This is a genomic window from Candidatus Chryseopegocella kryptomonas (genome assembly GCF_001536065.1).
Taxonomy (GTDB): domain Bacteria; phylum Bacteroidota; class Ignavibacteria; order Kryptoniales; family Kryptoniaceae; genus Kryptonium; species Kryptonium kryptomonas.
Window position 1 is genome coordinate 1 of record NZ_CZVW01000030.1, and the last position, 15,619, is coordinate 15,619.

Genomic DNA, 15,619 nt, shown 5'->3' on the forward strand with positions numbered 1-15,619 from the left:
AAAGAGATGTCGGTGTTAAAGATTCATCAGGTATAATCCCGGGGCATGGCGGGGTTTTTGATAGATTTGATAGTTTGATTTATGTTGCTCCACTTGTTTATCTTTATATTGCGTTTCTAAAATAAAATTTTGCTTGATGTGAAAAACGGAAAAAAGAAAATACATATTCTCACGCTCGGTTGCCCGAAAAATCTCGTTGACTCTGAAATTTTATTGAGTGGGCTTAAGAATAAATTTCAAATTGTTGATACGCCAGAAAAAGCCCAGATCGTTCTGATAAATACCTGCGGATTTATTGAGTCGGCAAAGCAAGAGTCAATTGAGAAAATTTTTGAAGCGATTGAATTAAAAGAAAAAGGGAAAGTTGAAAGCGTCTATGTTATGGGGTGTCTCTCGCAAAGATATAAAGATGAACTTGAAAAAGAAATCCCGGAAGTTGATAAATTTTTTGGTGTTGAAAAGTTTGGAGAAATTTTAAATGAGCTTGGGGTTGATTATAAGTATGAGTTGCTTGGTGAAAGGGAAATTCTCACGCCAAAACATTTTGCTTATTTAAAAATTGCCGAAGGTTGTGATAACCCTTGTTCGTTTTGTGCTATTCCGATAATTCGTGGTAAATATGTGAGCCGTCCGATTGATGATGTAGTCAAAGAAGCAAAAAAACTTGCGTGGCGTGGTGTTAAGGAGTTAATCGTAATAGCTCAAGATACAACTTATTACGGGCTTGATTTATACGGTGAGAGAAAACTTTCTGAACTTTTGATGCGTCTTTCTGAAATTGATGGGATTGAATGGATTCGGCTTATGTATGCTTATCCTGCAAAATTTCCCGTTGAAGTTCTTGATGTAATTGCACAAAATCCAAAAATTTGCAAATACATTGACATCCCAATTCAACATATCTCGGACAAAATTTTAAAGTCAATGAGACGAGGTATAACAAAACGCAGGACGATTGAACTTCTTGAAATGATAAGAGATAAAGTTCCGGAAGTTGCTATTAGAACAAGTTTAATCGTTGGTTATCCAGGCGAGACGGAGAGGGAGTTTGAGGAGCTTGTTGATTTTGTCGCAAGTTTCAAATTTGATCGGCTTGGTGTTTTTACATATTCTCAGGAAGATGGGACGCCTGCGTTTGAGCTTGGAGACCCAGTCCCGCCAGAGGAGAAAGAAAGGAGAATGGCATTGTTGATGAATATTCAGCGAGATGTGATCCTTGAGAAAAACGAGAATTTGATTGGGAGAAAATTAAAAGTTTTAATTGATAGAAAAGAGAGCGATTATTTCGTTGGAAGAACGCAGTGGGACGCACCTGAAATTGATGTTGAGGTTTTGGTTTATGGTGATGATTTGAAATCTGGTGAATTTTATGAAGTTGAAATTTATGATTATTTTGAGTATGATTTGATTGGAAGAGCGATGACGAAACAAACAGAAAAAACCTTTTGTTAAAAATTTCGGAAACAAAACTAAAAACCGATTTTGAATCGGGTGGAGAAAAAATGAAAAAATTAATTTTGTTCTTATCGTTGCTTTTATTTGGTGGCGTTTTAGCTTTAGCACAGGTTGAAACAAGCGTCCCGAGAAGTTATTCAATGCCACAATTTTACTTTACAGCTTTGAACTTTGCTGGTGATTTCGCTCAAAACATGCAACAAAGCAGAGTTGATGTCTATGTCCAAGTTCCCTATGAGTTTCTCCAATTTGTCAAGGAAGAAGATCATTACTCTGCAAGTTATGAAGTAACGCTTAATGTTTCAACGGCAAAAGGTAAATATGTGACCGAAAAATCTTGGACGCAGAAAGTTTTAGCAGAAAATTTTGAGCAGACAATTTCAAAGGCTTTTTGGGATATATCGCAAGCATTTTTGAACCTTCCATTTGGAGATTATAAAATTTCGGTTCAGGTTATAGACCTTGACACGAAGCGTGGGTTTAAAAAGGAAGGATTTGTAAGTGTAAAGGATTTTTCAAAAAGTCCATTGACGATTAGTGATTTGATGATGGTTTCTTCCGTTAAAGTTGAAGATGGCGTAAAGACGATAGTTCCAAATGTTTCAAATACGATAACTTCAACTGGGAACAAAAATTTTTATCTGTTTTTTGAAGTTTATAACAACACCACATTTGAAGATTCGCTTAACATCACATACAGAATAAATCGTTTGACGAGAAAAAAGCAAGTTCAAATTTACACTGGCTCTGTTTCGGAGTTTATAAAGCCAGGTAGAAATTCAGTCATACTTGAGATTTCTCAACCTCAACTTGGTTTTGGTGATTATGTGATTTTAGTTGAGGGAAGAATGGCTTCAAATCGTGATTATTATTATGTTGTGCAGAAAAATTTTATGGTCAGATGGCATGAAATTCCAGAGTTAATTTCTGATCTTGACAAGGCAATTGAGCAACTCGTTTATATTGCAAAGCCAGAGGAGATAAACTACATAAAATCAGCCTCTGATGACGCTGAAAAAGAGCGAAGATTTCTTGAGTTCTGGCGTAAGAAAGACCCAACTCCGAACACCCTCAAAAATGAACTTATGGAGGAATACTACGGGCGAGTTAAATATGCAAATGAACATTTTGGGCACTACATTGAGGGATGGAAGACGGATATGGGAATGGTTTATATAATTTTTGGACCGCCAAGCAGTGTTGATAGACATCCATTTGACATAGACAGCAAGCCGTATGAGATATGGTATTACTACGAAATTAACAGAAGATTTATCTTTGTGGATGAAACTGGGTTTGGCGATTATCGGCTTATAACTCCGCTCTGGGATGAGTGGACGAGAAACATCTGGCGTTAATCAAAAAATGTCCATACAACACCAAATCTTAAACTTCTATCCTGCATCGGATAAAACGCAGATGTCATATATTTTGTGTTTGTTGCATTTGCAAGTGTCAAGAAGATTGCAACATTTTTTATTTTCCCGCTTACAAATAAATCAATTGTGCCAAACTTTTTAAGTTCGGAAGTATTTTCGGAGAAGATGAAAGCGTGGTTTATAAATTTAAAGCCGTAAAATCTATCGGAAAGTTTTGCTTTTACACCTGCCGTTAAGTTTAATGTTCTTGTCAATTTCCCTTCAAAGAAAAGTTCTCCGTAGAGAAAATATCGGGGATATGGTTTTGTTACTTTGTTTAGAATAATTGATGGTGAAAGTGCAAGGGTTAGTTTCCAAATTTTTAAGTTGGAATTTATTTCAATGAATGTTCGACTTGTATATGTTCTGTAAAATGATGAATCGTTGAAGACAAGATGATTTGAAATTTTTCTGTTTTGAATTTTGATATAAAATGTAAAGTTTTTATCTACAAATTCGCCTCCAATTTCATAAACCCTATGCTTTTCAAATTCCGAAGACGAAGTTATGCTTTGTTCAATAAGCGTTGGAAATCTTACGGAGTGCGAAGCGCCTGCGAAGAATCTAAATTTATCAAAGTTTAAATTCACCCCAGCACCGTAGTTTGCGACGAATTTCCCAGATAAAATTTCAATTCTAACAAAAGAAGCAGGAGCAAAAAAGCCAAGTTTTAACTCCGATTTTAGAAAAGATGAAATTGATGTAAGGGATTTTTGGGTTGGTTTTAAAAGATAGTTTTGAAGCGAATCACTTAAAAGCGAAATGTCAAGATGATTTTTTTGAAATTCTAACCCTGCGTTTATATTTGCAGTCCAGAATAAAGCGTCAAAAGATAATTTTGCTCCGAAGAAGTGAGAGTTTCTTTTGTTTGGATTTTCGGGAGATGAAAAATTGTCGGCTTGAAGTGTGTGATAGAATGTTAAGTTTATTTCTTTTAGTGAGTCAATTTTAAAATTTGAAGAAAGAGTTAAATCGTTTCGCTTTGTTGATAAATTTGATGTTTGCTCGTTTACAGGAGCAATTCTTTCGTTGTAAATTATATCTTCATCTTGAAGCGAAAGATTTGTCGTGTTGATTCCGCCATTCAAAGCATTTTCAAAGGTTGAGTAAATGTTAAGAAGTGAAATGTTTAAGTTTTTTCTCGGAATCCAAAATGAGTTTATAAAAAGAGTCCAAGCATCGTATTGTGAATTTGTAAATCTTCCGTTTGAGGTGTTTCTTCTGAACCCAAGGGTTAAATTTAAGTTTTTCCAAAAATTGTGAGAAAAACTTCCATCCGTGGCGATAAGATCATAAGCGTCTTCAATGTATCTTATTCTGGTTATGGGTCTTTGAGTTTGTATATTTTTGAAGATGAAGTTTGTGATTGACGAATTTGCGTTTTGAAAAATTGACGATGTGAAGTTTTTGTCCGTTTCAACGAGATAAATGTTGTCCATCGGAATTATGTTAAGAAATTGATATGGGTAGATGTAGCCATTTAGGGTTCTGCCGTTGATGAGAAATTGTGATGTTCTCATATCGGCGAAGTTGAAATTTAAATTTACAGGTTTTCCGTTTTCACCTAATTCATTTGTAAAGATATGATGTTTTGAGATGAGAAGATCATAGGGGGTTTTATAATCCAATGTCTCAAATTGTTCAACGGTGAGTGTATCTAATTTTTGAAATTGTGAAATTTTTCCGATAATAAATGTGTAGAAGGTTTTTGTTGTTTCTGGTTTTTGCTGGGAGAGCGACATTTGCAACAGAGCAAGAAGGAGCGTTAAAATTTGCATTTTAGCAATCTTTGTTGTTTATTATTTTTGAGAATGAATTTATGAAACGATGTTGAATTTTTCAATTGATTTAATTTGACAAATTGAGTTTGAAATGTGTATATTTGCTTAAGGGAAGTAGTTCTTGAGAAACTGGCGAGGAGTTCAAATTGTTAAGTAAAATTGAAAACACAAACAAAATCAAATAAACTTCTATGGAAGGCAATTTTTCAAATCGGGTTCAGGAAGTTATAAGATTGAGCCGTGAGGAAGCGTTACGACTTGGGCACGATTACATAGGGACAGAGCATTTGTTGCTTGGGATAATCAGAGAAGGTGAGGGGCTTGCTGTAAAAATTTTGCGTAATTTAGGTTGCGATCTTTACAAACTTAAAAAGGCGATTGAGGATACTGTCAGAACGACGGGCGGGACGCTGGTTATGGGAAGCTTGCCTTTGACGAAGCAAGCGGAGAAAGTTTTGAAGATTACTTATCTTGAGGCGAAGTTGTATAAGTCGGATGTCATTGGGACGGAGCATCTTCTTCTGTCAATTTTGAGAGATGAAGATAATCTTGCATCACAAATTTTGAAACAGTTTGGTGTTACTTATGAAGCTGTGCGTAATGAACTTGACAATATATTGAGCGGTAAGTCAAGCGTGAGCGAGAGAGCAAGGTTTTCCGAATCCACAAAGGCGCAGGAGAGGACGAAGACGCCAGTTTTGGATAATTTTAGCCGTGATCTTACGAAGCTTGCGATGGAGGGGAAACTTGATCCTGTGATCGGAAGGGATAAAGAGATAGATAGAGTTGCGCAGATTTTGAGCAGGAGAAAGAAAAATAATCCTGTTTTGATAGGTGAGCCGGGCGTTGGGAAGACCGCAATCGTTGAGGGACTTGCGTTAAGAATTGTGCAGAAAAAAGTTTCAAGGGTTTTACACAACAAGCGAATCGTTCAACTTGATCTTGCTGCACTTGTTGCAGGAACAAAATACAGGGGACAATTTGAAGAGAGGGTTAAAGCAATTTTGAATGAACTTGAAAAGGCAAAAGATGTGATTTTGTTTATTGATGAATTGCACACAATAGTTGGAGCAGGTGGAGCTTCTGGTTCACTTGATGCATCAAATATGTTTAAACCTGCATTGGCAAGAGGTGAATTGCAATGCATCGGTGCAACAACACTTGATGAATATCGCCAGTATATTGAAAAAGATGGAGCTCTTGAGAGAAGATTTCAAAAAGTTATGATTGATCCACCAAGCGTTGAAGAAACAATTTACATCCTGATGAACATCAAAGATAAATACGAAGAGCATCATAATGTCAGATACACTGATAAAGCAATTGAAGCAGCTGTAAGGTTAAGCGACAGATATATAACCGATCGTTACCTTCCGGATAAAGCAATTGATGTTATGGATGAAGCGGGGGCAAGGGTTCATCTTTCGCACATCGTTGTTCCGAAGGAAATTGTTGAACTTGAGGAGGAGATTGAAAGAATTAGGCAGATGAAAAATCAGGTTGTTAAAAATCAGGACTTTGAACAAGCGGCGAGATTGAGAGACCTTGAGAAAAAACTTTTAAGTGATCTTGAAATTGCAAAGCGTGAATGGGAGATAAAAGCTCAAAGCATGGTTTTTGAGGTTACTGAGGAAGACATCGCCGAAGTTGTTGCAATGATGACAGGTATACCTGTGAATAAAATAAGTCAATCCGAATCTGAAAAATTGATGAATATGGCTGAGGAGTTGAAAAAGCAGGTTGTCGGGCAAGATGAAGCTATTGAGAAATTAACACGTGCGATAAGAAGGGCAAGAGCTGGTTTGAAAGACCCGAGAAGACCAATTGGTTCGTTTATCTTTCTTGGACCAACAGGCGTTGGGAAAACAGAACTTGCCAAAGCACTTGCAAGATATTTGTTTGATACAGAAGATGCGCTCATAAGGATTGATATGAGCGAGTATATGGAGAAATTCAATGTCTCAAGGTTAATTGGTGCGCCTCCTGGATATGTTGGATATGAAGAGGGTGGGCAATTGACGGAAAAAGTTAGAAGAAAACCTTATTCAGTTGTTCTGTTTGATGAGATTGAAAAAGCGCATCCAGATGTTTTCAACATTTTGCTTCAAGTTCTTGACGATGGGCAACTTACGGACAGCTTGGGCAGAAGAGTTGATTTCAGAAACACAATTATAATTATGACATCAAACATTGGAACAAGAGACATAAAATTAACAGGTGGAATTGGTTTTGGAATTGGAGAAACGCCGAAAGATAGATTTGAAGCAATGAAGGCAACAATTGAGGAAGCTGTAAAACGTGTCTTCAGCCCTGAATTTTTGAATAGAATTGATGAAATAATCATATTCAAACCGCTTGAAAAAGAGCATATAATTCAAATCGTTGATATTGCTGTTCAAGACATAATGAAGAGATTGAAGACGATGAATATGACACTTGAATTGACAAGAAGTGCAAAAGAATTCCTTGCTGAGAAAGGTTATGATCCAGCGTTTGGAGCAAGACCTTTGAAACGAGCTGTGCAAAAGTATCTTGAAGAGCCATTGTCTGAGGAAATTTTGAAAGGTAAATTTGCCTCTGGAAGCGTTATAAAGGTTAAACTTTCAAAGAATCGTGATGAGCTTGTTTTTTACGATGCCAGCAAGCAAAAGAATGAACCGGAGGAGTTAACGGAAGAAGAGAAGTAGTTTAAAAGCGGATGGTTTCGCCATCCGCTTTCTTTAAAATAAAATTTTTTAGTTATGCAGTTTTCTCAAATATCAAGCGAAGAAGTTTTAAAAATTTTCAAGGAAACGGGGGCACTTCTTGAAGGTCATTTTCTTTTGACATCCGGCTTGCACAGTTCAAAATACTTTCAGTGTGCCAAGGTTCTTCAATACCCGGAATATGCAGAAATTTTATGTAGGCAAATTGCAAGACATTTTTACACAAGCGAAGTTGAACTTGTTATATCACCAGCAATTGGCGGAATCATTGTTGGTTATGAGGTCGCAAGACAGCTTGAAGCAAGAAATATCTTTGCAGAAAGGGAAGGTGGAGTTATGAAGTTAAGGCGTGGTTTTGAGATCAAACCTGGTGAGAGAGTTCTTGTTTGTGAAGATGTTGTGACGACAGGTGGAAGTGTTTTTGAGGTGATTGAGCTTGTTAAAAATGCTGGTGGAAAACTCGTAGGAGTCGGCTGTATCGTTGATAGAAGTGGAGGGAAAATTGATTTTGGTATAAGGTTTGCATCTGTGGTTCGGCTTGAAGTGCCAACTTTTAAACCAGAGGAATGTCCATTGTGTAAAGAAGGAGTTGAGATAGAAAAACCCGGAAGCAGGGGGATTTATTAAAAATTAATTTTCAGATCGCCTAAATGGGCTCGGGAAATATCAAAGGAAATATGAAATTGAAAAAGCGAAACATCATCTATCGTGGCAAAGTTTTTAACATAATTGTTGATGAACTTGAATACTTTGAATCCGGAAATCATACAATAAGAGAAGTTGTTGAACATCCCGGCGGAGCTGTTGTCCTTGGGGTTCTTCCAGATAGAAGAATTATTTTGATAAAGCAATATCGTTATCCAATTGATAAATTCATTTATGAGCTTCCGGCCGGAAAACTTGATGTCGGTGAAGATCCACAGGTTTGTGCTGTTAGAGAACTTGAAGAAGAAACAGGATACAAACCACTAAATCTTGAACTTTTAACTTATATCTACACAAGCCCTGGTTTTTGTAGTGAGAAACTTTACATTTATCTTGCGGAAGGTCTCCAAAAAGTTGAACAAAACCTTGAAGAAGGCGAAGTTTTGTCGGTTGAGTTTAAGACAATTGATGAAGCTGTTGATATGATTTTGAACGGTCAAATAGTTGATGCAAAATCAATCGCTGGAATTATGATCGGAGAAAAAATTTTGAAGAAAAGATGGAAGGAATTAGAAACGGGAACAGGCAATTCAATGTTGAAATGAAAAAGTGTATTTTCAAAGGTTGCAATGGCGAGCTTGAAGAAATAAGTTATTATGAAAGAAACAACTGGATCACCGTTGAATATCAATGTAAAAAATGCAAGCGAAAATTTACTGTTAAGATAGAAACATAATCAAAATTTACGGGGATGAAACCAACCGTCGTTATAAGTGCATGTCTTGATGGATTCGCTTACAGATATAACGGCTTTTCCGTAAATGATGAAATTGTAGATAGAATAAAATCTCTTTTTAATCTTGTGCATGTCTGCCCAGAAGTTGGCATAGGACTTGGGGTTCCGAGAAAGACGATAAAATTGCAAAAAGTTAAAAACAGTATAAGAGCAATTCAAGATGAAACGGGGATAGACTTAACAGATGAACTTGAAAAATTTGCGAAAAATTTTTTGAATGAACTTGGGCAAGTCCACGGCTTCATTTTGAAGGCAAAATCACCAAGCTGTGGAGTTGGAAGTGCGAAGGTTTATTACAAAGATAATCCATATGGGAAAAGTTATGGAATTTTTGCTGGCATCGTTAATGAGCATTTCCCCTTTATTCCAATGATAGACGAGGGAAGATTGAGAAACAAGCAAATGATGTGGGAGTTTTTGACGAAAGTTTTTATGTTTTACAGATTTACAGAAGCAAAAAAGAGCATAAATGATCTGATTGAGTTTCACAGCAAACATAAATATCTGATAATGTCGCTTTCGCAAAAACATTTGAAAATGCTCGGGAAGATAATCGCATCGCACGATGGAAAAAATTTTGAAAGCGTTGTTCAAAAATATGACGAGATTTTCAAAGATTTGATGATGAAGAATTTTAGAAAGTCAAACATTGCCAATGTTTTAATTCACATTTTCGGGCATTTTTCGGAGAATTTGTCGGGGCGTGAGAAGTCGCATTTTTTGAAGATGGTTCAAAAGTATAGAGAAGATAAACTTGAACTTTCTGGGCTTGTTGAAATTTTGAGGAGTTATGCATTAAGATTTGAGGACGAATATATTCTTGGTCAGTATTTTCTTGAGCCATTTCCTGATGCGGGATAAAAATAAAGATGTGGGCGGTAGAGGATTCGAACCTCTGACCTCTTGCATGTCAAGCAAGCGCTCTAACCAGGCTGAGCTAACCGCCCAAAGTTCATTTTTAATATAAAAATTTTCACTTACAAAGTCAAGTTTTGATCTACCTCCAAAATTTCTCATTTCTTCGTGTAAAAAATCGTCTTTTTTGCTATCTTGAAAATAAAAACTACGCTATGTGGATTTTAATTTTTCTTGCTCTAATTTTTAGCCAACTTATTTCACAAAGCATAACATTTGAAAGGGGAAAATCTGGTAAGTTTAAAGATTCACTTGCGGTGCGATGGCTTGACCCGAAGTTTGGTGAGTTTCCAGATGCTTCGCTTGTTGATTTTAGTTTTCTTCTGAAACCGCCAGCGGGAAAATTTGGCTTCGTAAAAGTTGCTGAAGATGGACATTTTTATTTTGAAAAAACGGGGGAAAGAGTAAGATTTTGGGGCGTGACAATCGCAGGTAGCCATGTTGATATTCCAAAAGAGAAAATTGAAACTGTCGTTGAAGTGCTTGCTCGTGCAGGATGCAATTTGATAAGATTACACGAACTTGACAATAGAGGTAGTGAAAAATTTGGCATTTTAAGAAGATGCGTAATTGATGAAGCGTATCCGAATGAAAATAACTCAAAAAATTTAGACAGGGAATATCTTGATAGAATTGATTATTGGATTTATCAAGCACAGAAACGGGGAATATATGTTTACCTTGTCATTCGTGCTTACAGAACTTTCAAAAGTGGTGATGGTGTTGAAGGTGCAGAAATGATGGATAGAAAAGGCAGTCCTTATTCTTTGTTTGATGAAAAGATGATTGAACTTCAAAAAGAGTTTATTGATGAGTTCCTTTTTAAACATGTTAATCCATACACAGGACTCCCAAATGGTTTAAACCCAGCAATTGCGATGATTGAACTTATAAACGAAGACAGTTTTTTCTTTCAATACGATAAACTTGACAATATGATTGAACCTTACAAAACAAAATTTCAAAAGTTGTGGATTGATTTTTTAAAGAAAAAATATCGCACAACCCATAATTTGAAAAAGGCATGGAGCACGAAAGATGGCTTCTCAATTTTGAAAGATGATGAATCGCTTGAACTTGGAAAAATTTATTTCCCGAAGATGACTTTACGAAAATTTTCAGATGTTAATTTTAACTTTAAATCAAACGAACTTGATCATCCGTTAAGACAAAAGGATGGATTGGAGTTTCTTATGTCTTTGCAAATCAAACTTTTTAAAAATTTGAAAAATTTTATCCGCTCAAAAGGTTGTCCTGTGCCGATAACTTCAAGCGTAAATAGTGAAATTATACACGACACTTACACTGTTTTTTCCGAACTTGATTTCGTCGGGCAAAATGTTTATATGGATCATCCATTTTTTGAAACCGGAAAAGAATGGATTGGAATTCCATTTTTTAGAAACGAAAATTATCTCAAACGAAAAGATAGATGGACTTTTCCTGTTTATTCTGCATTTTATGCGTGGAAAAATAAGCCGATTGTAATTCGTGAATGTTCGCAGTGTTTCCCAAATGAATTCAGAGTTTCAAGTTTCATTCATCTTGCGGTTTATTCGCTTCTTCAAGATTATGATGCGGTGATTCATTTTGCTTATTACACTTGGGCTGATGTGAATCAAATCTCGTCGTTTGGCTTTCAAGCAGATCCAACAAGATGGGGGTTATTTGGTTATGCAGGAAAAATTTTTATAAATGGAGAAATAAAACCATTCTCAAAAGAAATTGACATTTGCTTTAAGGATGATGACTTAAAAATTTGGGCTGACTGGTGGAGTGATGTTTATAAACTTTCTTTCAAGTTTAAAGTCCGAAATAAAATCGCAGGTGATAAAATTAATGATGGAGCAATGAATATCTTTTCAAAAGCAATTTTTACCGATGCGAATGTGCGAAGTTTTGTTGATTCTTTGATAAAAGAAGGTGATGAAAATGATGAGGTAAGAATTGATTTTTCAAGCGGGACTTTTTTTGTCAATTCTTCAAATTTTGTGGCGGTGGCTGGTGAAGTTGATACTTCAAAAATTTATGAACTTGGCAAAATCAAATTTAAAACTTCATCATCTATAGTTGCTTTTGTGATGGTTGGTTTAGATGGAGAGAATTTGTTTTCTTCAAAGAAATTATGTGTTAAGGTTGTAACGGTTGCGAAAAATTACGGGCAGATTTTTGAGAAGGTTGGTGAGAAAAAATTTGCTTTGAAAAATCAAGGTAGAGCGCCAGTGCAAACTCTGGGCGAGGGTTCTGAAAGTGGAACACAAATCTGGTGGAATGATGAAAAATTTTTAAAAGGGTATTTGAAGAATGGGAGTTGGGAAGTTTTAATTGATAAAGAGAAAAAATTTGTCTTTCTGTTTTGCGATACTCCGAATGTTAAGTTTGAAATTGCCGAATCGTTGATTGGAAATGGGAAGTCAAAAAAATTTTATCAAGAATTTGGAGAAGAAAAGTTTGAAGATGTTAAGAGCGGTGTGCTTGTTTATCCGGGCTATTCAAAATACGTTTTGGTTTATTGAAATTTATTCTCTTGTGAAAACTTTATAACCGAGCGAGTTTATGATTTCAATTGCTTTTTTTGCATCGCTTTCGCTCCCGAAGGAAATTCTAAATGTTCCACCAATGCCTTCTCTTACTCGTAGAAGTTCAATGTCTTTTATGTTTAAACCACCCTGATAAAGTGCAGTTGAAATTTTGCTTAAAACCCCGGGCTTGTCTTCAACAATTATAAAAACATCGTAAAGAGGATTTATGAAACCTTTGCGACTTGAAGGAATTTCGTTTCTAAATTTGAAAGCAGTTTCAAATTCTATTTTGAAATTTTCTATTTCGCCAGATTTAACAAGGTTGCGATATTTGTAAAGTCCGTTTATGAAATTATCAAGTGCTTCAGTTATTTTTTCACGGTTAAATGAGATTATATCATGCCAGATTTCAAATTGACTTGAAGCTATTCTTGTCAAATCCCTGAAACCGCCACCGGCAAGCGAAAGATAATCTGTTCCCATTGCGCCGGCTGTATTTACAAGTAAAACCGCAAGAAGTTGCGGGAGATGGCTTATGTATGCGGAAATTCTGTCGTGTATCTCTGGGTCAAGCAAAATTATGTTTGCACCCGTGAGCTTTATAAGTTCAATAAAGTTATTAACAATTTTTATCGGGACATTGAAAGAAGGGCATAAGACATAAACTGCATTTTGAAAAAGGAAAGGATCGGCTGAATATATACCCTTTCTTTCAGAACCAGCCATTGGATGACCGCCGATGAAATAGACATCATTTTTAATTTTTTCAGCTTCTTTGAGAATAATTTTTTTAACGCTTCCAACATCGGTTATAATTGTCCCTGATCTTACACTTTTTGCGATGATTTGAATTTGTTTTAAAATTTCTCCAATCGGTGTGCATAGGAAAACAACATCTGCATCTTTTACAGCGTCTTCAATTGAGTTTGCTTTTTCTGTTATTGCTCCAATTTCAAGTGCCACATTAAGAGATTTTGAATCAATGTCAAATCCAGTGATTTTGAAGTTTTGATTTTTTTGTTGTCTTAGTGCAAGTCCAAGTGAGCCACCAATTAGCCCTGTGCCGATGATGGATATTTTTTGAAACATAGGTTTATTGAATTTTTCTTCCTATTGCTTCTGCGATTTTTCTTATTTCAATCATAAGCTGTGTAAATTGTTCAAGGTAAAGAGATTGCGGACCATCCGATTTTGCTTTTTCAGGTTGGTGATGAACTTCAACTATTAAACCATCAGCTCCAGCTGCGATTGCTGCTCTTGCAACGGGTATAACCTTGTCTCTTAGTCCCGTTGCATGTGATGGATCAACTACAATGGGCAAATGACTTTTCTTGTGTATGACTGGAATTGCGTTTATGTCAAGTGTATTTCTTGTTGATGTTTCAAATGTTCTTATACCTCTTTCGCAGAGTATGACATTGTGATTACCGCCGGCGAGTATGTATTCAGCAGCCATGAGCCATTCTTCAATTGTTGCAGCCATTCCTCGTTTTAGCATAACTGGTTTATCAATTTTGCCAAGTTCTTTTAAAAGTGCAAAATTTTGCATATTTCTTGCCCCAACCTGTAAAATGTCAGCATATTTTGCAACTAATGGGATATCTTTTGTATCAAGAACTTCTGTGATCACGAGGAGATTATATTCATCAGCAGCTGCTCTTAAAAGTTTTAATCCTTCTTCACCAAGACCTTGAAAGGAGTAAGGGGATGTTCTTGGTTTAAAGGCACCGCCACGCAAAATTTTTGCTCCATTTTGAGCGACATGTTTTGCGATTGTAAAAATTTGTTCTTCGCTTTCAACCGCACAAGGTCCAGCCATTACAACTATTTCTTCAATGTTGCTTCCAATTTTTACTCCGTTTATGTTTATGACAGTTCCCTCGTGTTTGAAGGCACGATTCGCAAGTTTATATGGCTCGGTGATTCTGTAAACCTCAGCAACCCCGGGCAAAAGTTGAATGTTTCTGTGGTCAAATTCAGGTCTTACTCCTATTGCCCCAAGAACTGTTCTTGATACCCCTGTTGAACGGTGGACATCAAAGCCGTGGTCGTTTAAAACTTTTATAACATTTTGAATTTGTTCTTCGGTTGCATCAGGTTCCATAACAACGATCATTGTTTCAAACCTCCTTTTGTTTTTGTTTTTGGATAGGAAATTTTATAAAAGTGAAGAATTCGTTATGTGGGGATTTATGATTTTAAGCCCAGTGGTTGCGCCACCACTGGGCAAAATAGTGGGCGTAAAAGCAAACGCGGAAGGAAATTTGGTAAAGTACCGTTTCTAAATTGAGCGAACCTATGTGAGCGTTGCTTAAATTCATCGTTTAAGTTTTGTTTTCTACTTTGAATTAAATATAAAAAATTTGCAACGATTTCGCAAGTAATTCGGCGTCTTATGACAACTCGGTCGCTAAATCTTCAATGTTGAAACGTCTGTCAAGTTCAACATATTTTTTACCTTGTTTTACAGTGGCGCAGTCAGCATAAGGGTCGTGCTCAAAGAACAAAATCCAATTTTCTTCAACCGCTCTTTTTAAAAGTTTCTTCTTCTCATCCATCGTCACAAGCGGTTGTAAATCATAAGCCATAACATACGGAATTGGAATGTGTGAAGATGTTGGAATTAAATCACCACAATAAACAATTGTTTTTTCTCCATCTGAAATTTTCACAAGCTGCTGACCGAATGTGTGTCCGTTTGAAACAATTAGCTCAATCCCATCAAAAATTTCAAATTCCCCATCAACAATCTCAAGCTGATTAAATTCAATCAACGGGAGAAAATTCTCTGGAAGATAACTTGCTCTATCTTTTTCATTTGGATTCATTGCAAGTTCAAGATTTCGCTTCTGGACATAATAGGTTGCGTTTTTAAAGGTTGGCTTTATAACTCCATCTGTGTCAATCATTGTTGCACCGCCTGCGTGGTCAAAGTGTAAATGTGTTAAGATAACATCGGTTATATCATCAGTTGTTAAGCCAAATTTCGTGAGCGAATTTTCAAGTGTATATTTTGAATGATCAATTCCATAAATGTCAACAAATTTATTCTCCCATTTTTTTCCTATGCCCGTGTCAATTAAAATTTTTCTATCGTCGCCGATTATTAGAAGAGTTCTCAAGGCAAGTTCAATTCTATTTTTATCATCTGATGGGTTTAATTTATCCCAGATTGTTTTTGGCACGATTCCAAACATTGCTCCGCCGTCAAGTTTGAATCTTCCTGTTTCAACTGCGTGAATTTCGTATTTACCTATTCTCATTGTTTATCCACAAATTTTATTTTTGGAAGATTTGAAAAATCAAAATTTTGTTCATTTACTTTGAGAGCGTTTTCTGCTTTTTCAAGCCAGATTTTAACCTGCGTCAAAAGTTCGGAGAG

General features: G+C 36.1%; 13 protein-coding genes and 1 tRNA gene. 9 read left to right on the forward strand and 5 right to left on the reverse strand.

Annotated elements, in window-relative coordinates; genetic code table 11:
* The 3 genes from AWW83_RS09080 to AWW83_RS09090 all read left to right on the forward strand — a co-directional run.
* A partial coding sequence (locus AWW83_RS09080; protein ID WP_200754002.1) for a phosphatidate cytidylyltransferase occupies positions 1–125 on the forward strand: 125 nt, incomplete at its 5' end.
* A 13-nt stretch (positions 126–138) separates the two neighbouring features.
* A complete protein-coding gene (rimO, locus tag AWW83_RS09085; RefSeq protein WP_234697294.1) occupies positions 139–1,452 on the forward strand; it encodes a 30S ribosomal protein S12 methylthiotransferase RimO in 1,314 nt (437 codons plus the stop codon).
* A gap of 50 nt (positions 1,453–1,502) precedes the next feature.
* A complete protein-coding gene (locus AWW83_RS09090) occupies positions 1,503–2,813 on the forward strand; it encodes a GWxTD domain-containing protein (protein WP_143713959.1) in 1,311 nt (436 codons plus the stop codon).
* Here AWW83_RS09090 and AWW83_RS09095 read toward each other — a convergent pair.
* On the reverse strand, positions 2,810–4,651 hold the full coding sequence (locus AWW83_RS09095) for a putative porin (protein WP_092351061.1): 1,842 nt from the start codon (positions 4,649–4,651) through the stop codon (positions 2,810–2,812). The two genes, AWW83_RS09090 and AWW83_RS09095, sit on opposite strands and share 4 nt — an antisense overlap.
* 194 nt (positions 4,652–4,845) lie before the next feature.
* Between AWW83_RS09095 and AWW83_RS09100 the strand changes: the two genes are divergently transcribed.
* The 5 genes from AWW83_RS09100 to AWW83_RS09115 all read left to right on the forward strand — a co-directional run bounded on the left by AWW83_RS09100 (position 4,846) and on the right by AWW83_RS09115 (position 9,661).
* The gene (locus AWW83_RS09100) at positions 4,846–7,341 is read left to right on the forward strand and encodes an ATP-dependent Clp protease ATP-binding subunit (RefSeq protein WP_092351062.1); all 2,496 of its coding nucleotides are present in this window, start codon (positions 4,846–4,848) and stop codon (positions 7,339–7,341) included.
* A gap of 69 nt (positions 7,342–7,410) precedes the next feature.
* The gene (pyrE, locus tag AWW83_RS09105) at positions 7,411–7,986 is read left to right on the forward strand and encodes an orotate phosphoribosyltransferase (RefSeq protein WP_092351070.1); all 576 of its coding nucleotides are present in this window, start codon (positions 7,411–7,413) and stop codon (positions 7,984–7,986) included.
* A 50-nt stretch (positions 7,987–8,036) separates the two neighbouring features.
* The gene (locus AWW83_RS09110; protein WP_234697295.1) at positions 8,037–8,609 is read left to right on the forward strand and encodes an NUDIX hydrolase; all 573 of its coding nucleotides are present in this window, start codon (positions 8,037–8,039) and stop codon (positions 8,607–8,609) included.
* Positions 8,606–8,740 (forward strand): hypothetical protein, encoded by a 135-nt coding sequence (locus AWW83_RS10170; RefSeq protein ID WP_268761465.1) that lies wholly within the window; start codon positions 8,606–8,608, stop codon positions 8,738–8,740. Before AWW83_RS09110 ends, AWW83_RS10170 begins: the two co-directional genes overlap by 4 nt.
* Before the next feature lie 15 nt (positions 8,741–8,755).
* The gene (locus AWW83_RS09115) at positions 8,756–9,661 is read left to right on the forward strand and encodes a YbgA family protein (RefSeq protein WP_092351064.1); all 906 of its coding nucleotides are present in this window, start codon (positions 8,756–8,758) and stop codon (positions 9,659–9,661) included.
* A gap of 11 nt (positions 9,662–9,672) precedes the next feature.
* Here the strand turns inward: AWW83_RS09115 and AWW83_RS09120 are convergent.
* Positions 9,673–9,747, reverse strand: a tRNA-Val gene (locus AWW83_RS09120).
* 45 nt (positions 9,748–9,792) lie between these two features.
* Here AWW83_RS09120 and AWW83_RS09125 point away from each other — a divergent pair.
* Positions 9,793–12,231: a hypothetical protein gene (locus tag AWW83_RS09125; RefSeq protein ID WP_143713960.1), complete on the forward strand. Its 2,439-nt coding sequence runs from the start codon at positions 9,793–9,795 to the stop codon at positions 12,229–12,231.
* 3 nt (positions 12,232–12,234) lie between these two features.
* Here AWW83_RS09125 and AWW83_RS09130 read toward each other — a convergent pair whose 3' ends face one another.
* The 3 genes from AWW83_RS09130 to AWW83_RS09140 all read right to left on the reverse strand — a co-directional run bounded on the left by AWW83_RS09130 (position 12,235) and on the right by AWW83_RS09140 (position 15,500).
* The gene (locus AWW83_RS09130) at positions 12,235–13,326 is read right to left on the reverse strand and encodes a prephenate dehydrogenase (RefSeq protein WP_092351066.1); all 1,092 of its coding nucleotides are present in this window, start codon (positions 13,324–13,326) and stop codon (positions 12,235–12,237) included.
* A gap of 4 nt (positions 13,327–13,330) precedes the next feature.
* Entirely contained in the window at positions 13,331–14,353 is a 1,023-nt protein-coding gene (gene aroF / locus AWW83_RS09135; protein WP_092351067.1) for a 3-deoxy-7-phosphoheptulonate synthase, read from the reverse strand.
* A 277-nt stretch (positions 14,354–14,630) separates the two neighbouring features.
* Positions 14,631–15,500: an MBL fold metallo-hydrolase gene (locus AWW83_RS09140; protein WP_092351068.1), complete on the reverse strand. Its 870-nt coding sequence runs from the start codon at positions 15,498–15,500 to the stop codon at positions 14,631–14,633.
* Positions 15,501–15,619 lie beyond the last annotated feature (119 nt).